This is a genomic window from Olleya sp. KKT75, from assembly GCF_055635485.1.
The window spans coordinates 1,359,088-1,378,880 of sequence record NZ_CM145759.1 but is presented as its reverse complement, the minus strand read 5'-3'; the positions used below and the strand labels follow the sequence as shown (position 1 = coordinate 1,378,880).

The following is a 19,793-nucleotide window of genomic DNA, read 5'->3' as shown; positions in this document are numbered from 1 at the left end:
CAAATATACTATTGTTTTTGTTTGTAGTAAAAAAAAACTCCGAAAGAGATTTCGGAGTTTTTAGTTTTGTTTTATTCTTCTATTTGTTTTTCTATGACAAAATCTTCCATGAATTTAGTGGTATAATTACCAGCTCTATAATCAGGATGATCCATTAATTGTCTATGAAAAGGAATTGTTGTTTTAATACCTTCAATTACAAATTCATCTAAAGCACGTTTCATTTTATTGATCGCTTCTTCACGTGTTTGCGCAGTTGTAATTAACTTAGCAATCATTGAATCGTAATTTGGAGGTATACTATAACCTGCATAAACATGCGTGTCTAATCTAACACCATGACCACCTGGCGCATGTAATGTTGTTATTTTACCTGGAGAAGGACGGAAATCGTTAAACGGGTCTTCTGCATTTATACGACACTCTATTGAGTGTAGTTGTGGTAAATAGTTTTTACCAGAAATTGGCACACCTGCTGCAACTAATATTTGCTCACGGATTAAGTCAAAATCAATAACTTGCTCTGTAATTGGGTGCTCTACTTGGATACGCGTATTCATTTCCATAAAATAGAAATTTCTATGCTTATCTACTAAAAACTCAACTGTTCCTGCACCTTCATATTTAATGTATTCTGCTGCTTTTACAGCTGCTTCACCCATTTTTTTACGTAATGCTGTTGTCATAAAAGGAGAAGGCACTTCTTCTGTTAACTTTTGGTGACGACGTTGTATAGAACAATCTCTTTCTGATAAATGACAGGCTTTTCCTGTACTATCTCCAACAATTTGGATTTCGATGTGACGTGGCTCTTCAATAAGTTTTTCCATGTACATGTCATCATTTCCAAAAGCAGCTTTAGATTCTGCACGAGCAGACTCCCAAGCGTTTTGTAAATCTTCTTCTTTCCAAACCGCACGCATACCTTTACCACCACCACCTGCAGACGCCTTAAGCATTACTGGGTAACCGGTTTCTTTAGCAACTTTAATACAATCTTCAAAGGTTTCAATTATACCTTCACTTCCTGGAACTACTGGTACACCTGCAGCAATCATTGTTGCTTTGGCGTTAGCCTTGTCTCCCATTCTGTTAATCATGTCTTCTGAAGCACCAATAAATTTAATTTGGTGTTCTTCACAGATTTTTGAAAACTTAGCATTTTCAGATAAAAATCCGTAACCTGGGTGTATCGCGTCAGCATTTGTAATTTCTGCTGCAGCAATAATATTAGACATTTTTAAATAGGATTCACTACTAGCTGCTGGTCCAATACAAACTGCTTCGTCAGCAAATTTGACGTGTAAACTTTCAGCATCCGCAGTAGAGTATACTGCAACTGTCTTTATGCCCATTTCTTTACAGGTTCTGATAACACGTAATGCTATCTCTCCTCTATTGGCAATTAATACTTTTTTAAACATCTTTTTTAAATTAGATAATTAGACGATGGGATTATTCGATTTTAAAGTACTTATTATACATACTTTAATCTCTAACAATCTAAAATTAAGATGGGTCTACTAAAAATAATGGCTGATCAAACTCTACAGGAGAAGAATCGTCCACTAATATTTTAACGACTTTACCTGATACTTCAGATTCTATTTCGTTAAACAATTTCATAGCTTCGATAATACAAAGTACATCTCCTTCTGCTATAGTCTGTCCTACCTCTACAAATAATGGTTTATCTGGAGATGGTTTTCTGTAAAATGTTCCGATAATAGGAGACTTTACAGTAATATATTTTGAATTTTCGTCTTCAGCTGGAGCTGCATCTGTTGGAGCTGCTGCTACCGGTGCTGGCTGCATTGCTTGTTGCATTGGCATTTGGGCCTGCATTGGCATTTGCTGAACGTAAGTTGTTTCTGTATCAGAACCGGTTCTAATCGTAATTTTTACGTCGTCAGTTTCCAATTTAACTTCACTTGCACCAGATTTGGCAACAAATTTAATTAAGTTTTGAATGTCTTTTAAATCCATAATTATAAGTTATTAATTTAGTTTTAGTTAGTTTAAGAGTTGTAGGCCCATTTTAAATAAATAGATCCCCACGTAAATCCACCTCCAAAAGCAGCAAATATTAGATTGTCTCCTTTTTTAAGTTTAGATTCAAAATCATAAAGTAGTAATGGTAATGTTGCAGAAGTTGTATTACCATATCTATGAATATTTTTTAAGACTTTATCGTCTTCTAAATTCATTCGTTTAGCTGTAGCGTCTATAATACGCATGTTAGCCTGGTGTGGCACTAACCATGATACATCATCATTAGTTAAGTTGTTACGTTGCATTATTTTTTCGCAAACGTCCGCCATGTTTGAAACCGCAAATTTAAACACTGTACGTCCGTCTTGATGCACAAAGTGTTGTTTATTGTCTATGGTTTCTTGTGAAGACGGTGTAATTGATCCACCTGCTTCAATTTTTAAAAAATCTCTTCCAGAACCATCACTTCTTAAGTACTCGTCTTGCAACCCTAATCCTTCCGTATTAGGTTCTAACAATACGGCACCAGCTCCATCACCAAAAATGATGCATGTAGAACGGTCTGTATAATCAATAATAGAAGACATTTTATCTGCTCCTATTAATAAGACTTTTTTATAACGTCCTGATTCTATATAGCTTGTTGCTGTAGATAGTCCATAAAGAAAACTTGAACACGCTGCTTGCAGATCGTATGCAAACGCATTTGTTGCGCCTATTTCTGTAGCTGTATATACAGCTGTAGAAGCAACAAGCATGTCAGGTGTTGCTGTTGCAACAATGACTAAGTCAATTTCCTTAGGATCTATATTTTGTTTTTTAAGCAGATCTTTAGCTGCATTAATGGCTAGGTATGATGTTCCTTCGCCCTCTAATTTAAGAATCCTACGCTCTTTAATTCCTGTTCTTGATGTAATCCATTCATCGTTTGTATCCACAAGTGTTTCTAGAACCTTGTTAGACAAAACATAGTCTGGTACGTAACCACCAACAGCAGTTATTGCAGCAGAGATTTTGCTCATATTTTAGTTATTTTCGTCAAAAAAAGGTCAAAAACGACCTAAATTGACTTAATTATAATAAAATTAGTCTTTTTTAGACTATTTCTATGCAAAGTAAATGCTTTTTAACGTAAAGAAAAACAAATCATAAAAAAAACGCCCACAAGTGAGCGTTTTTCTATATGCATGCATAGTATTATGCTACGTTTTCTTCTACTGAGTTGTCAATTAAAACTTGACCTCTGTAGTAAAGTTTTCCTTCACTCCAGTGCGCTCTGTGGTATAAATGAGCTTCACCAGTTGTTGGGCAAGTTGCAATTTGTGGCGCAGTTGCTTTGTAATGTGTTCTTCTCTTATCTCTTCTTGTTTTCGAGATTTTTCTTTTAGGATGTGCCATTTTATATTATTATTTATCCGTTAATAGTTTTTTTAATGTATTCCAACGAGGATCGGTCTCCTCTTTGTCTTCTTTTTTATCTTTTAGCCTTGGGCTAAGTTCATCTAATTTGTCAAGTATATCAGAATCTAATGTTCCGTCTTCAACTCCTGGATGTATGCGCTTACTTGGCAATGCTAATACAATAGATTCATATATATACTGTTGTATATTAACTTCATACTCTCCATGAGTAATGATTAATATATCAATATAATCGTCATTATATTCATCTCCAAATTTAACTACCAAATCAAAACTAGTTTCTATTGGTAAGTCAAAAGGCTCATTTGTAACATCGCAATTGACGTTTACAGTTCCCGAAATTTCAAAATTTAACTCTAGTAAAGTTGATTTTTTTACAAAAGTTAAATTTACTTTAATATCACATGAGTTAAAATCTTCATACTCAAAGTGATTAAAGAACGTTTGATCTATACTATAATCAAAAAGATGTTTTCCTTCTTTTAAACCTACAAATGGTATTGTAAATTCTTTTAATTGCTTCATTACCACATCTATTTTGAGCCTGCAAATATATAAAAATTTCTTTATTATAAAGACTTATAAACATTTTTTTGTTTATATCTTTCTTTTTGAAAATCCTAATGGGTTTTTAGTAAGCTCTTGATACTCGTTTCTATTTTTAAAAATCTGTATTCCTGTAAAGATAGCTTCTTTAAAAGAACCAACATCAGCTACACCTTTTCCAGCTATCTCATAGGCTGTACCGTGGTCTGGAGATGTTCTTACTCTGTTTAAACCTGCAGTGTAATTTACACCTTGCCCAAAAGATAATGTTTTAAAAGGTATTAATCCTTGGTCATGGTATGACGCAATTATAGCATCAAAATTTTTATAATTGTTTGATCCAAAAAAGCTGTCTGCCGCATATGGACCAAAAACTAGCTTACCAGAGTCCTTTATTTTTTGAAGTGTTGGTCTTAAAACGGTATCATCCTCCGTTCCAATAACACCATTATCTCCTGTATGTGGATTAATGCCTAAAACTGCAATTTTAGGTTTATCGATTTGAAAATCTTGCTTAAGCGAATTGTAAACTGTATTAATTTTTTCTTCTATCAGTTTTGGTGTGATATGCATTGCAATATCCTTTACAGGAACATGATCCGTTAATAAACCAACGCGTAACCCATCAGAAACCATAAACATAAGACTATTACCTTCTAATTCTTGATTAAGATAATCTGTATGACCGGGAAACTTAAAGGTTTCGGATTGAATATTATGTTTATTAATCGGAGCAGTAACTAAAAGATCTATTTCTTCTTCCTTTAAAGATTTAGTAGCCTGTTCAAGAGACTTAATTGCATACTCTCCAATTTTTAGATCTTCTTGTCCAAAATTAATAGCAACATTTTCTTTCCAGCAATTTAAAACATTAACACGTCCATGTAGCGCTTGACTAACATTTTGAATCCCGTTTAAGTTAATATCTAAATTAAAATGGTTTTTAACAAAACTCATTGTTTTGATAGAGGCAAAAATAATAGGCGTACAAAAATCTAACATTCTATTGTCTTCAAAAATCCTTAAAACAATCTCTGCTCCTATACCGTTTAAATCTCCTATAGAAATTCCTAGTTTAATATTTTCTTCTTTCTTCATTAATTCTACTAACTATTGTTTGTAAATTTACCAAAGCAAATTTAACTAAATAATACCATTAAGTTTATGTTTACAGGAATAATTGAAACACTGGGTACGGTCAAACAATTATCAACTATAAAAGATAATTTAGATATTACTATTGAAAGCACTATTGCTAGCCAATTAAAAATAGATCAAAGTGTTGCACATAATGGTGTTTGTTTGACTGTTGTCGAAATCAATGATAACCAATATAGAGTTACTGCCATTAAAGAAACTTTAGACAAAACTAATATTGGTGATTTACAAATAAATGATTTTGTTAATATAGAGCGCGCCATGAAGCTTGGTGACCGACTAGATGGTCACATTGTACAAGGTCACGTAGACCAAACAGCTGTTTGTATAGAAGCAAAAGACACTAATGGAAGTTGGTTATATACTTTTGAATACGATTCAAAACTAAATAATATAACCATAGAAAAAGGGTCTATTACTGTAAACGGAGTTAGTCTAACGGTTGTTAATTCTCAAAAAAACAGCTTTAGTGTTGCTATCATACCTTATACATATGAGCATACTAATTTTAAACAATTTAAAATTGGGACAAAAATAAATTTAGAATTTGATGTCATTGGAAAATACGTAAAGCGCCTTAACGAATTAAGCCTTTAATAATTTTTTAGAAGACACTACTTTATACACACCATATACAAGACCTAATACAACTAAGATTACTAGACCTCCATCAATAGGAAGACCTGGTGCAGGTGGCGCTCCGTTTTCTAAAGGTGGTGGTGGTCCTGAATCGGCCATACCAACTACGCTTATTAATAAAAATAAGATGTTTGCTATTAATGTTTTTATTGTCTTCATGCTTGATTTGAGAGTGTAAATGTATGAAAAAAACTAGGCTATCAAAACTTTTAAAACGCTTTTTTCTTAAAAAACCTCTTTAAAACGCTTTTTTCATCGATGAAATGCCGATTTCGGTGTGTTTTCGCCCATTCAACGAAGGCTTTATCAATCTCTATTTGTTGTAATACAAAAACAGTTCCAAACTATCAAAAACGCTAAAACCAAGTGCAAATCACAAGTTAGTAGCTTATATAAGCTGTTTTTAACCGTGTAAAGCTAGATATTTCTCTTTTACAATCTGACCTACCGGTCTATTACTAATTTTACTCTCAAGCCAAGAGATTACGTCTAAATACAAAAATGCACGACGCTCAAATGGATGATCTTCAAAAGGTTTTAAGACTTCTAAAAGTTTCTTAAACTCTTTTTTAATATCCTGAGGGTAAATATCCTGAAGCCCTCTAATAAACTTTATCATTTCTTTTTGCACCTCGTGCAAATCATTCATCTTTATTAAAAACTTATAAGTACTACGCAATAAGGTTTCTAAATGATAATCTAAACCAGCCTCATAATGCGCAACTAAATTTAAAACTCGAGAAAAGCATAATAAGTCCTCTCGCATAGATAAAGACTTGTTTGATATAATTTTATCCAAATATCTAATACACTCCTTATTATTACCCGCTCCAAAATGCAAACTGGCAAACTTATAATAAAAGACCATTTTATGGTGTGCATCAATCTTATTAGAATAAACCATCAAATCAGCTTCTACCTCTGGAATTAAACCAAGACCATTTTCAAAGCTTCCATCTATAAAATGCTGATTTATTTTATGGAAATTACCATACAAAAACACCAAAGAAGCCACATTCTCATCCTTAGGAAAATCAGAACGCTCTACAATAGCATAAAAATCAGATAGCTTACCAACAAATTTAGGCTTGTTTTTAATAAAATATAAAGCCTCTAACAAATAGTTATTTCCCTTTAAGAAGAATACTGGATTTAAACTAATCATGCTTGGGTTTTCATAGAACAAGTCCACCCATTTTAAAGCATACTTATAACAGTTTAAAAAATCCTGCATTAAAAAACTATACCATAAATGCGTTTTATAAAACCAAAGCTTTTCTCTAAATCCTAACTTAGCTACATCAACCTCAGGAAGCCTGTCTTCAAAATATTTGGTTACTGCTTTACTTTCTGCTTCGTTTTTAACATAACCTGTCTTTAATATTATGCTATATAACTGTAAAGACAAATTAGACAACTTACTAGTTATTACATTTAATTCACTTAACTCCTTAGCCTGCACAGTTAACTGATCTGCACGACTACCTATACTTCTAGTAATATATTGTGATTCAATTATTTTCTCAAGTTCAACAATTTCAAATGCTAAGTTTTTTTCTTCATTTAAAATAGCCAATTCTTTTGCCTTATCTAATATCTTTAAACTTTGCTTATACAACCCTTTATGATACAGTATTGAAGCAAAATCTAATTGCTCTCTAATTTGAGAGCGTATATTTTGATGGGATGGGTTTAATTTTAAACTAATCAAAACCTGCTTATACAAATGCGCCTTAACGTTTGCTAATTGCTGTTTTTTAACCACACCACTTTTAACAATAGCAGCTTCATCATACACTTTAGACTTATCAAGAAGATTAAATAGGTTTAAAAATTTAGAATCAGAATTAACCCCAAGCCTTCCAACATACAGCTTAAACTGTCGCTTTTCGGACTTAGTTAAAGACTTAACTAATAAAAACAAATTATCTTTTTGGGCTTTAGTCATCAACTAATTATTAATTTAAAACACTGGTTATCAATTAATTAAGATTGTTTTGAAAGACTGAACATCGTAACATCACAAATAACAGACATCTATAACAGTTAACCAAAGTATACATTAGTAATTCAAAAGAAAAATAATTCTCTCTTAAAATGTCAAAAAACTCAATTCAAATATTTGATACTACTCTACGTGATGGCGAACAAGTGCCAGGATGTAAGCTAAACACAGAGCAAAAGGTAATTATTGCTAAGCAATTGGACCAACTAGGCGTTAATGTAATCGAAGCAGGTTTTCCCGTCTCTAGTCCAGGTGACTTCAAATCGGTAGAAGAAATATCAAAAATCGTAAAAAATGCTACCGTTTGCGGCTTAACTAGAGCTGTAGAAAACGACATAAAAGTAGCTGCCGAAGCATTAAAACATGCTAAACACCCAAGAATCCACACAGGAATTGGCACATCAGACTCCCACATACTTCATAAATTTAAATCTAACAAAGCGGATATTATACAACGTGCTTACGATGCTGTAAAATATGCTAAATCCTTTGTTGAAGATGTCGAGTTTTACGCTGAAGATGCCGGACGTACAGATAACGAGTATTTAGCAAGAGTATGCGAAGCTGCAATAAAAGCCGGAGCAACAGTACTAAATATACCAGATACTACAGGATACTGTTTACCTAGTGAGTATGGCGCAAAAATTAAATATTTAAAAGAGAACGTTAAAGGAATTGAAAAAGCCATTTTATCGTGTCATTGCCATAACGATTTAGGTCTAGCAACTGCCAACTCTATTGAAGGCGTTATTAACGGAGCAAGACAAATAGAATGTACCATAAACGGAATTGGAGAGCGTGCTGGTAACACTGCGCTTGAAGAAGTAGTCATGGTTTTAAAACAGCACCCTTACCTAAACCTAGACACTAGTATAAAAACCGAAATGCTTTACGGGCTTAGTCAATTAGTATCAGAAAGCATGGGTATTTACACGCAACCTAATAAAGCCATTGTTGGCGCTAATGCTTTTGCACATAGCTCAGGTATACATCAAGATGGTGTGATTAAAAACCGTGAAACATACGAGATAATCAATCCTAAAGATGTTGGTGTTACAGAATCTGCAATTGTTTTAACCGCCAGAAGTGGTCGTGCCGCTTTAGCATACAGAGCAAAAAATGTGGGTTACGAACTAACTAAGCTTCAATTAGATGATGTTTATGCCAACTTTTTAAATTTTGCCGATAGAAAAAAAGAAATAAATGATGGTGATATCCACCAGATTATTGAAACTAGCAAAATGTATCAACAAATAATTTCGGCTTAATTATGGGACTAACATTATTTGACAAAGTTTGGGATGCTCACGTTGTAGAGACCGTTAAAGACGGACCACAAGTATTATATATTGACAAACACCTAATACATGAGGTGACCAGTCCACAAGCTTTTAATGAGCTAGAAGAACGCAACATTCCTGTTTTTAGACCAAAACAAATTGTTGCCACTGCAGATCATAATACGCCAACACAAAACCAACACTTGCCAGTTAAAGATTTATTGTCTAGAAATCAATTAGAACAACTATCTAAAAACTGCAAAAAAAACAATATTACACTTTACCAACTAGGACACCAATACAATGGGATTGTCCATGTTATGGCTCCAGAATTAGGAATTACCCAACCAGGAATGACAATGGTTTGCGGAGATAGTCACACCTCAACACATGGTGCTTTTGGAACCATCGCTTTTGGTATTGGAACCAGTCAAGTGGCACAGGTTTTTGCTAGTCAATGCTTACTTTTAACTAAGCCAAAAAGCTTAAGAGTGACTGTTAACGGTAAACTTAAAAATGGCGTATTACCAAAAGATGTTATTTTATACATCATTGCCAAATTAGGCACAAACTCAGGCACAGGTTACTTCTGCGAATATGCGGGAGATGTTTTTGAAAACATGTCCATGGAAGGCAGAATGACCGTTTGTAATATGAGTATTGAAATGGGCGCTCGAGGCGGAATGATTGCCCCAGACCAAACCACTTTTGACTATGTAAAGGATAAAGAATTTGCGCCAAAAGGAGATGCTTTTGACAAAAAAGTAGCCTATTGGAAAACTCTACCAACGGATGCAGATGCTGTTTTTGATAAAGAATATGCTTTTGACGCGGAAGATATAGAACCTATGGTAACTTATGGTACCAACCCAGGAATGGGAATTAAAGTGACTGAAAACATACCAACTATAGACGATGCTTCTTTTGAAAAATCTTTACAATACATGGATTTCAAAAAAGGAGAATCTTTAATCAACAAACCTATTAACTATGTCTTTATTGGAAGCTGTACCAACTCTAGAATTGAAGATTTTAGAGTTGCTGCAAACTACATAAAAGGAAAACAAAAAGCTGATAATGTTACCGCTTGGTTAGTTCCTGGTAGTAAACAAGTAGAAGCTCAAATTATAAAAGAAGGTCTTAAAGATGTATTTGACGCAGCTGGCTTTGAGCTAAGACAACCGGGTTGTTCCGCTTGCTTAGCTATGAACGACGATAAGATTCCGCAAGGCGAATATTGTGTTTCAACATCAAACCGAAACTTTGAAGGAAGACAAGGACAAGGCTCTAGAACTATTTTAGCCAGCCCTTTAGTTGCAGCTGCAACAGCTATTGAAGGCAAAATTGTGGATATAACAAAACAACTAAATTAAGATGGAAAAGTTTACAACATTACAATCTCAAGCTATTCCGTTAGCAATAGAAAACATAGATACAGATCAGATAATTCCTGCTCGATTTTTAAAAGCAACAGACCGAAAAGGCTTTGGAAACAACCTTTTTAAAGATTGGAGATTTAATAAAGATGATTCAGTAAATGAGTCTTTCTCTTTAAACAACCCTAAATACTCAGGAAGCATTTTAGTTGCGGGAGATAATTTTGGTTGCGGCTCTAGTCGCGAACACGCAGCTTGGGCTTTAAGCGATTATGGCTTTAAAGTTATTGTTTCAAGTTTTTTTGCGGATATTTTTAAAGGAAACGCCTTAAATAACGGGCTATTACCTGTTCAAGTTTCAGCAGAATTTTTAAAAGTACTACTAGACGTTACCACAGAAAATCCAGAGACTATTTTAGAAGTTAATCTTAAAGAGCAAATTATCTCCGTAAAAGGCACTTCTTTTAAGGAAGCTTTTGACATTGATGCTTACAAAAAAACCTGTATGATTAATGGTTATGATGATATTGACTACCTATTAAGTAAAAAAGAAACTATTTCGGCTTTTGAAGCCAAAAAAACATACTAATAATTATACTATGAAATTAAACATAGCAGTTTTACCTGGTGACGGTATAGGTCCAGAAGTGACTAATCAAGCAATCAAAGTTTTAAAAGCTATTGCTTTAGAATTTGATCACACCTTTTTATTTAAAGAAGCTCCTGTTGGCGCAGTAGCAATTGATCAACACAACAATCCATTACCTGACAATACCTTAGATTTGTGCAAATCTAGTGACGCCATTTTATTTGGAGCTATTGGAGCCCCTAAATACGATAATGACCCAACAGCAAAAGTTAGACCAGAACAAGGCTTACTAAAACTTAGAAAAGAACTTGGTTTGTACGCAAACATAAGACCTGTAAAAGCGTATGATATGCTTTTAGATAAATCACCTCTAAAACAACACATTATAGAGGGAACAGATATTAGTATTTACAGAGAATTGACAGGCGGAATTTACTTTGGTAAAAAATATTTAAGTGAAGACGGAAATACAGCGTCTGATTTATGCGAATATTCTAAATACGAAATAGAACGTATCGCACATTTAGCATTTAAAAACGCGCAAAGCAGAAAGAAAAAGGTAACACTAGTAGATAAAGCTAATGTTTTAGAAACATCTAGATTATGGCGCAAAGTCGTTACCGATTTAGCAAAGGACTACCCAGATGTAACCTTAGATTTTTTATTTGTTGATAATGCTGCCATGCAAATGATTTTAAACCCAAAACAGTTTGATGTTATTTTAACCGAAAACTTATTTGGAGACGTTATAAGTGACGAAGCCAGTGTAATTGGCGGCTCTATTGGATTACTAGCATCAGCCTCCATTGGTGACAAATATGCAATGTTTGAACCTATACATGGATCATACCCGCAAGCAACAGGAAAAGGGATTGCAAACCCAATTGCATCTATATTAAGCGCAGCAATGCTTTTAGAGCATTTTAACCTTCACGAAGAAGCCAATCTAATTAAAGAAGGTGTTGAAAAATCTTTAAAACTAGAAATTACAACGCCAGATTTAAACGCATCCTACACTAATGTCTCCACCTCTAAGGTTGGAGATTTTATTGCCGATTTTATAAGTAACCCAAATGACACGAATATTAATTTCAATAATATTCACCTAGGACAATCTACGATTATTTAACACTGTTTTTGTTAGTCTAAAACATGCTCAGCAATTAAATTGCTGAGCTTTTTTTTGCTTTATATTATCTAAAATTAGGCATAAAAAAAACCTGAAAACAAAATGTCTTCAGGTTTTTTCAACAAATTAACTAAAGCTTAATGTTCATTTAATCTAAAGTCTGGATACGCATCCATACCATGCTCATGAGCATCAAGTCCTTCCAATTCCTCTTTTTCAGAAACTCTAATTCCAACTGTTTTCTTTAATGTATAAATAATTAAAAACGACGATACTATACACAAAACAGCATAAGAAACCACACCTATAAGCTGACTTACAAACTGTGCACCACTAGCTAATTCCCCAAAAAGACCAACAGCTAAAGTCCCCCAGATACCGCATACTAAATGTACCGCGATAGCTCCAACAGGATCATCTAACTTTAACCTATCAATTAAAGACACTGCAAACACAATAATTGCACCTGCCACTGCTCCAATAATTATAGCATCAGTAGGACTCATCTGATCTGCTCCCGCAGTAATCCCAACTAATCCTCCAAGAATTCCGTTTAAAAACATCGTTAAATCCAAGTTTTTAAACTTAAGTAAAGACACAAAAGCTGCAACAACACCTCCACTGGCAGCTGCCAAACAAGTTGTTACTAAGGTTAATGATGTTAAAGACGGGTCTGCAGACAATACAGATCCTCCATTAAATCCAAACCAACCTAACCAAAGTATTAACACACCAGCTGTAGCTAAAGGAATGTTATGTCCTGGAATAGCTTGTATTTTTCCATTCTTAAATTTACCAATTCTAGACCCTAACAAACACACCGCAACTAATGCAGCCCATCCACCAACAGAATGCACTAATGTAGATCCTGCAAAGTCATAAAAAGGAGTTTCTAGTGTTTGTAAAAATCCACCACCCCATTTCCATGAACCAGCAATTGGGTATATTAATCCAACATATATTATTGTAAAAATCATAAAAGGTCCAATCTTCATACGTTCTGCTACTGCTCCAGACACAATAGTTGCTGCTGTTGCTGCAAACATCCCTTGGAATAAGAAATCTGTCCAATACGTATAACCTTCATTATATGCTAAATCTAAAGCACCTTCTGCTGTTACTGGCGCATCTAATCCAAAACCAGCAAATCCTATAAACCCATTAAATTCACCAGGGTACATTAAATTAAATCCTACTAAACAGTAAAGCAATAGACCTACCGTAATAATAAATATGTTTTTAAATAAAATGTTTAATGTGTTTTTTTGTCGTGTTAACCCAATCTCTAAAAATGCAAATCCTAAATGCATAAAGAAAACTAAGGCTGTACAGATCATCATCCATACATTGTTTATTGTAAGTAATTCCATTGTTTTTTATTTTAAAGTGTTTCCGCCTTTTGCTCCTGTTCTTATTCTATAGACCTCATCAATTTGTGAGACAAATATTTTACCATCACCAACCTCTCCAGTAGAACCTGATTCTAAAATGGCTTTTATGGTTACTTCTTCAAAATCATCATTAACAACTATTGATAAATAGCGTCTTTGTATATCACTTGTACTATAAGAAACCCCTCTATAAACGTGCCCCTCTTTTTCGTTACCTAAACCTGTAACATCCCAATAAGAGAAAAAATTTACGCCAACTTCATGCAATGCATTTTTAACTGCAGAAAATTTAGATTTTCTGATTATTGCTTCTACTTTTTTCATAATTAGTTTTTATTAGAATTTATATATCGCTGCCAAAACAAAAGAGCCTAAGCTTTTTGTTGCCATTAAATCTGTATCAATAAAATCGTCTTCAGAACTACTATCAAGTCTAAATTCTGGTTTAATAATTAAATCTTCGTCAATAACCAAACTTCCAGTAAGCGTTAATCCAATAACACTTGGATCATCATCTACAGACTCGCTTTGTGTTTGAAAATACTCCCCTCTTAATCCTATAGTAAAGGTGTCACTAATACCATATTGAGGATACAAATCCACACCATAAAATCCTTCACCATCATTATCCGCATACGCTGCATTGATCCCAACAAAAAAGGCTTCTGAGGCATCAAAACCTCCAGTATAATCTACTTCAAAACCTAAACCGGCAGCATCATATAATAAGTTTAAATACTGACCATCATATCCTAGTTGCGCACCTACTGCATAACTTCCGTCTGGATTAAACTCCGTAACATCCGTTTGATTAAACACTCCTAACATTAGGCTAAAATCTTCTGACAAAGTAAAGTCTGCTTTCAAACCCGTATGAGAGAATGGTCCATTAGAAAACAAATAAGAAGTACTATAATTAAAGTTTCCTGCTGGCGCAATAACTTCGTAACCTAAAAACGTATTAAACTTACCTAAGGTTAATTTGGTGTTTTCGCTAATGTTATAAAAAGCAAACAACTGATTTAATACTGTTGCACTTGCATCTTCACCTCTTGGACCAAAGACTAAATCCGCAACAGCTCCAACACGTCCTTTTTCGTAGGATGCAATAATATTTCCCATTCCTAAAGAAAATCCACCCGTATCGGCAAAAGATGTTGCAGGTGCAATTTGATTTTCATCATTTGGCGCTGTTAAATTGGTTCTGTAGTATGCATCCACACTACCTTCAAAAGCAAACTTTTTTTCTGGTGTATTAGCATCCTCTTGAGCAAACAAAGTTGTTGCAACCAAAAGAAGCGATAGGGTCAGTAATTGTTTCATAAAAATTGGTGTTAAAATGGTTGGTTAATATCCCAAATCTATGTTAAAATCTATTTAACCCCTAAAAAAGGCAGGGTTCTAGACTCATTTTTATTATAATTTTATTTTATACCCTATTTTTTATAGGGTATCACAAAATACCTATGCTTTTTTTACTAATCTCATATCGTCGATAATGAACAATTCTTATAAAAATCATGTTTTATTTAGATATTATTCAGTTTTTTATATTTTACGCAATCGTTTTCGCAATAAACAATCCTATTTAATGTGTTTTTTGCTTTGATGATTTGTTAGTTTAATCAGTATAATATTGTTTATAGTGTATTATATAATAGTCTAAATCAGAATTTCGGAAAAGTGTTTATACTTTTTTTAAATTCAATTACTAGCATGTATCTTACAGTTGTAATAAGGCCCAAAAAGCCTTTAAAATTGACTTATTATGCTAAAAAAACAAGGACTTTATTTACCAGAATTTGAACACGATAATTGTGGTGCAGGATTTATATGTAGCTTAACGGGAAAACGATCTAACGACATCATCCATAAAGCACTTGAAATTTTAGTAAAATTAGAACACCGTGGTGCTGTAAGTTCAGACGGAGTAACAGGAGACGGCGCAGGTATATTAATTGATATTCCGCATAAATTCTTTAAGATTTTTTGTGAGTTTGATTTACCTGAAGCTGGAGAATACGCAGTTAGTAATGTATTTCTTCCTAAAAAAGAAAACCAACGTCAATATTGTATTGATGTTTTTGAAAAAGAAATCCAAAATCAAGGCCTTAAATTAATTGGCTGGAGAGACGTACCAGTTAATAGTACTGTTTTAGGTGAAATTGCAAAAGTAACAGAACCTTTTGTAAAGCAAATTTTTATCGGAAAGGCTAGCGATACCCAAACCGAAAGAGAATTCAACATAAAATTATATGCTGCACGAAAAATTGCAGAACACACTATATATGACTCTAAATTATCAGAATCACAATTCTTCTACCTACCAAGTCTATCTACTAAAATCATAATATTTAAAGGCTTATTAATGCCGGAACATATTAACGAATATTACTTAGACCTATTTAACTCGGCTTTAGACACAAGATTAGCATTAGTACACCAACGTTTTTCTACAAACACATTTCCAACTTGGGATTTAGCACAGCCTTTTAGATATATCTGTCATAACGGTGAAATAAACACGGTTAGAGGTAATGTATCACGCATGTTTTCTCGTGAAGAAATCATGGAAAGCCCATTATTTGGAGATGATATTAAAAAGATAATCCCTACTATTTTAAGAGGAAAATCAGATTCTGCAACCCTAGACATGGTCGTTGAATTACTATTAATGACGGGACGTTCGCTTCCAGAAGCAATGATGATGTTAGTACCCGAAGCTTGGGAGAAAAACCCACACATGTCGGATTCTAAAAAAGCGTTTTACGAATACAACTCTTGCTTAATGGAACCTTGGGACGGACCGGCTTCAATCCCATTTACAGACGGTAATTTTATAGGTGCTGTTTTAGATAGAAATGGATTACGTCCTTCAAGATATACCGTAACAAAACAAGGAAACGTTATTATGTCTTCCGAAACTGGCGTTGTAGACATTGCTCCTGAAAACATAGAATTCCATGGTCGTTTAGAACCAGGAAAAATGTTTTTAGTAAACATGAGCGAAGGTCGTATTGTTAATGATGAAGAAATCAAAGAAGAAATAGCAGCCAAACATCCTTACAGACAATGGTTAAACGAAAATTTGATACATCTTCGCGATATTGAAGCTAAAGAAGGCCATATTAAATATGATGAAATTGATCTTAAAAAACGTGAAGTTGTTTTTGGCTATACAGAAGAAGATTTAAATACTATTATTCGTCCGATGGCACAATTAGGGAAAGAACCTATTGGATCCATGGGAAGCGATACGCCAATTGCTATTTTATCAGAAAGACCACAATTAATTTATAACTACTTCAAACAGTTATTTGCTCAAGTTACCAATCCGCCTTTAGACGGAATTAGAGAAGAGTTAATTACAGATATAAGCTTAACGCTTGGTAGTGACGTCAATATATTTGATATCAATGCCGAACATTGTAAAAAATTAAAAATTCAGAATCCGGTTATTTCTAAACACGATTTAGATAAGATTAGAGATTATGATACTAATCCTGATTTTAAAGTCGAATCTATTTCGATGTTATACGAAGTAAATCGTGGATTAAATGAACTGGAAGTCGCACTTGAAAACTTAGTCACTAAAGCTTCTAAAGCTATTGACGAAGGTGCAAACATCATTATTCTATCAGATCGATTTGTAGACGAAAACCACGCACCAATTCCTGCGCTTTTAGCCTGTTCTTACGTCAATCACGCCTTACACAAATTAAAAAAGCGTTCTAGAATCAGTTTAATTATTGAGTCTGCAGAACCTCGTGAGGTACACCATTTTGCTTTATTATTTGGTTATGGCGCAAGTGCTGTAAACCCATACATTGTAAATGAAATTGTTCAACAACAAATCAACAATGCAGATCTTACAGATTTAGAATATTTAGCTGCCATTAAAAACTACAATAAAGCAGTTGGAAAAGGGATTTTAAAGGTGATGAATAAAATTGGGATTTCAACCTTAAACTCGTACCGTGGCTCTCAATTATTTGAATGTATCGGAATTAAAACCTCGACAGTCGAAAAATACTTCCCAAATACACCAACACGTATTCAAGGTATTGGCCTAAGAGAAATTGAACAAGAAATTGTTAAACGTCACAAAAGGGCTTTTCATAAAAATACAGAACCACAAATTGAAGTTGGTGGAGATTACAGATGGAGACGTGGACAAGAAAAACACATGTTTAATCCACTAACAGTTGCCAAACTTCAAGAATCGGTAAGAACCAATAAAGCATCTACCTTTAAGGAGTTTTCAGATTTAGTAAACGATCAATCTAAAAGCTTAATGACTATTAGAGGTTTGTTTGAGTTTGATCAATTTGACCCAATTCCTTTAGAGGAAGTAGAACCTTGGACAGAAATTGTAAAACGTTTTAAAACCGGAGCCATGTCTTATGGTTCTATTAGTAAAGAAGCACATGAAAACCTGGCGGTTGCTATGAACAGAATTGGAGGGAAATCTAATTCTGGTGAAGGTGGAGAAGATCAAGAACGTTTCTACAAAAGCTCACAAGGAGACTGGAGAAACTCAGCAATCAAACAAGTCGCTTCAGGACGTTTTGGAGTCACTTCCAACTACTTAACAAGCGCAAGCGAAATTCAAATAAAAATAGCACAAGGTGCAAAACCTGGTGAAGGTGGACAATTACCTGGACCAAAAGTGAATCCAGAAATTGCAAAAACAAGAAACTCGACACCATATGTTGGTTTAATCTCACCACCACCTCATCACGATATTTATTCTATTGAAGATTTATCGCAATTAATTTACGATGTAAAATCAGCAAATAGAGAAGCTAGAATTAATGTAAAACTAGTATCAGAAATTGGTGTTGGTACAGTAGCAGCAGGAGTTGCTAAAGCAAAAGCAGACGTTATTTTAATTGCTGGTTTTGATGGAGGAACAGGAGCAACGCCTTTAACTTCACAAAAACATACTGGTTTACCTTGGGAACTTGGTGTTGCAGAAGCACAGCAAACCTTAGTGATGAATGACCTTAGAAATCGTGTAGTTTTAGAATGTGACGGACAATTAAAAACAGGTCGCGATGTTGCTATTGCTTGCTTACTTGGCGCAGAAGAATTCGGTTTTGCAACAGCACCTTTAGTAGCTTCGGGATGTATCATGATGCGTGTGTGTCATTTAAACACCTGCCCAGTCGGAATTGCAACTCAAAACCCAGACTTACGTAAAAAGTTTAAAGGAAAACCAGAACACGTTGTTAACTACATGTATTTTGTAGCACAAGAATTACGTGAGATTATGGCTAAATTAGGATTTAGAACTATTAATGAAATGGTTGGACAATCTCAAAAACTAAATAGAAACAAAGCCATAGACCATTATAAATCTTCAGGAATTGACTTAACACCAATCTTACACAAAGTAGAAGTCGCGGAAGATGTACAACTATACAACACATATTGTCAAGACCATAACTTGAATGTGCACTTAGATTTTAAAATCATAAAACAAGCACATCAAGCTTTATTTAGAAGACAAAAAACAAACTTAGCTATGCCTATCACAAATATAGATAGAGCAGTTGGAGCAGTTATAAGTAACGAAATTTCGAAAATTTACGGAGCAGATGGTCTACCTGAAGACACTATAGATATTGATTTTACAGGTTCTGCAGGACAAAGTTTTGGAGCCTTTGCAACCAAAGGTTTAAAATTTACCGTGCACGGAAACACAAATGATTATTTAGGTAAAGGGTTATCCGGAGCTAAATTAATTATTAAAGTGCCAGAAAAATGCACCATTATTCCGGAAGACAATATCATTACAGGAAACGTAACACTGTATGGCGCGACCTCTGGAGAAGTTTATATAAATGGTAAAGCTGGAGAGCGTTTTTGTGTTAGAAATTCAGGAGCACAAGCAGTAGTCGAAGGTATTGGAGATCATGGTTGTGAGTATATGACTGGTGGAGTTGCTGTTATTCTTGGTACTGTAGGTCGAAACTTTGGAGCAGGAATGAGCGGAGGAGTTGCTTATGTTTTAGACGACAAAGGAACGTTTAAACAGAATTGCAATTCGGAAGATCTAAATATCGATCCAATTGAAAACGAAGCAGATAGTCTTCAGCTAAAACAATTAATCGAAAATCATTTTGAAGCAACAGGAAGCCCATTAGCAGCACGTATTTTAAAAGACTGGAACAACTACCTTCCTAAGTTTAAAAAAGTGTTACCAGAAGAGTACAGACAAGCCTTAGTGAGATTAGAACAAGAACAACTAGAATTAGCGTAAA

At 34.2% G+C, this 19,793-nt stretch carries 17 protein-coding genes; 6 read left to right on the top strand and 11 right to left on the bottom strand.

Annotated elements, in window-relative coordinates:
- Nucleotides 1-71: 71 nt before the first annotated feature.
- From accC to pdxA, 6 genes are all read right to left on the bottom strand, one after another.
- Nucleotides 72-1,424, bottom strand: coding sequence for an acetyl-CoA carboxylase biotin carboxylase subunit (gene accC, locus ACZ2G2_RS06130; protein ID WP_272022071.1), 1,353 nt, complete (start codon nt 1,422-1,424; stop codon nt 72-74).
- An 85-nt stretch (nt 1,425-1,509) separates the two neighbouring features.
- Nucleotides 1,510-1,986 carry an acetyl-CoA carboxylase biotin carboxyl carrier protein gene (accB, locus tag ACZ2G2_RS06125; protein WP_470394534.1) on the bottom strand — a complete coding sequence of 159 codons (477 nt, stop codon included), beginning with the start codon at nt 1,984-1,986 and terminating at the stop codon, nt 1,510-1,512.
- Between the two features lie 32 nt (nt 1,987-2,018).
- Complete coding sequence (locus ACZ2G2_RS06120; RefSeq protein WP_101202210.1) at nt 2,019-3,014, bottom strand: beta-ketoacyl-ACP synthase III; 996 nt, start codon at nt 3,012-3,014, stop codon at nt 2,019-2,021.
- Between the two features lie 175 nt (nt 3,015-3,189).
- On the bottom strand, nt 3,190-3,390 hold the full coding sequence (gene rpmF, locus ACZ2G2_RS06115; protein WP_027879374.1) for a 50S ribosomal protein L32: 201 nt from the start codon (nt 3,388-3,390) through the stop codon (nt 3,190-3,192).
- A gap of 9 nt (nt 3,391-3,399) precedes the next feature.
- A complete protein-coding gene (locus ACZ2G2_RS06110) occupies nt 3,400-3,939 on the bottom strand; it encodes a YceD family protein (protein ID WP_090836981.1) in 540 nt (179 codons plus the stop codon).
- Nucleotides 3,940-4,011: 72 nt separating this feature from the next.
- On the bottom strand, nt 4,012-5,058 hold the full coding sequence (gene pdxA, locus ACZ2G2_RS06105; protein WP_470394531.1) for a 4-hydroxythreonine-4-phosphate dehydrogenase PdxA: 1,047 nt from the start codon (nt 5,056-5,058) through the stop codon (nt 4,012-4,014).
- 66 nt (nt 5,059-5,124) lie between these two features.
- Here pdxA and ACZ2G2_RS06100 point away from each other — a divergent pair, with 66 nt between their 5' ends.
- Complete coding sequence (locus ACZ2G2_RS06100; protein ID WP_470394530.1) at nt 5,125-5,715, top strand: riboflavin synthase; 591 nt, start codon at nt 5,125-5,127, stop codon at nt 5,713-5,715.
- On the opposite strand, the gene ACZ2G2_RS06095 is transcribed toward ACZ2G2_RS06100, so the two are convergent.
- Nucleotides 5,704-5,916 carry a PID-CTERM protein-sorting domain-containing protein gene (locus tag ACZ2G2_RS06095; RefSeq protein ID WP_281846345.1) on the bottom strand — a complete coding sequence of 71 codons (213 nt, stop codon included), beginning with the start codon at nt 5,914-5,916 and terminating at the stop codon, nt 5,704-5,706. The genes ACZ2G2_RS06100 and ACZ2G2_RS06095 overlap by 12 nt on opposite strands.
- Before the next feature lie 244 nt (nt 5,917-6,160).
- Nucleotides 6,161-7,705: a hypothetical protein gene (locus ACZ2G2_RS06090; RefSeq protein ID WP_090836990.1), complete on the bottom strand. Its 1,545-nt coding sequence runs from the start codon at nt 7,703-7,705 to the stop codon at nt 6,161-6,163.
- A gap of 149 nt (nt 7,706-7,854) precedes the next feature.
- On the opposite strand from ACZ2G2_RS06090, the gene ACZ2G2_RS06085 reads away from it, so the two are divergent.
- From ACZ2G2_RS06085 to leuB, 4 genes are read left to right on the top strand one after another with little or no spacing between them, the layout of a single operon-like run.
- The gene (locus ACZ2G2_RS06085; protein ID WP_090836991.1) at nt 7,855-9,030 is read left to right on the top strand and encodes a 2-isopropylmalate synthase; all 1,176 of its coding nucleotides are present in this window, start codon (nt 7,855-7,857) and stop codon (nt 9,028-9,030) included.
- A 2-nt stretch (nt 9,031-9,032) separates the two neighbouring features.
- Nucleotides 9,033-10,415: a 3-isopropylmalate dehydratase large subunit gene (leuC, locus tag ACZ2G2_RS06080; RefSeq protein ID WP_470394528.1), complete on the top strand. Its 1,383-nt coding sequence runs from the start codon at nt 9,033-9,035 to the stop codon at nt 10,413-10,415.
- A 1-nt stretch (nt 10,416) separates the two neighbouring features.
- Nucleotides 10,417-11,007: a 3-isopropylmalate dehydratase small subunit gene (gene leuD, locus ACZ2G2_RS06075; RefSeq protein ID WP_470394527.1), complete on the top strand. Its 591-nt coding sequence runs from the start codon at nt 10,417-10,419 to the stop codon at nt 11,005-11,007.
- A gap of 10 nt (nt 11,008-11,017) precedes the next feature.
- A complete protein-coding gene (leuB, locus tag ACZ2G2_RS06070) occupies nt 11,018-12,136 on the top strand; it encodes a 3-isopropylmalate dehydrogenase (protein ID WP_470394526.1) in 1,119 nt (372 codons plus the stop codon).
- Nucleotides 12,137-12,273: 137 nt separating this feature from the next.
- Here the strand turns inward: leuB and ACZ2G2_RS06065 are convergent, their stop codons facing one another.
- From ACZ2G2_RS06065 to ACZ2G2_RS06055, 3 genes are read right to left on the bottom strand one after another with little or no spacing between them, the layout of a single operon-like run.
- On the bottom strand, nt 12,274-13,506 hold the full coding sequence (locus tag ACZ2G2_RS06065) for an ammonium transporter (protein ID WP_090836997.1): 1,233 nt from the start codon (nt 13,504-13,506) through the stop codon (nt 12,274-12,276).
- A 6-nt stretch (nt 13,507-13,512) separates the two neighbouring features.
- Nucleotides 13,513-13,851: a P-II family nitrogen regulator gene (locus ACZ2G2_RS06060; protein WP_090836999.1), complete on the bottom strand. Its 339-nt coding sequence runs from the start codon at nt 13,849-13,851 to the stop codon at nt 13,513-13,515.
- A 12-nt stretch (nt 13,852-13,863) separates the two neighbouring features.
- Complete coding sequence (locus ACZ2G2_RS06055; protein WP_470394524.1) at nt 13,864-14,850, bottom strand: outer membrane beta-barrel protein; 987 nt, start codon at nt 14,848-14,850, stop codon at nt 13,864-13,866.
- A gap of 445 nt (nt 14,851-15,295) precedes the next feature.
- Here ACZ2G2_RS06055 and gltB point away from each other — a divergent pair, with 445 nt between their 5' ends.
- Nucleotides 15,296-19,792, top strand: coding sequence for a glutamate synthase large subunit (gltB, locus tag ACZ2G2_RS06050; protein ID WP_470394522.1), 4,497 nt, complete (start codon nt 15,296-15,298; stop codon nt 19,790-19,792).
- Nucleotide 19,793: the final 1 nt, after the last annotated feature.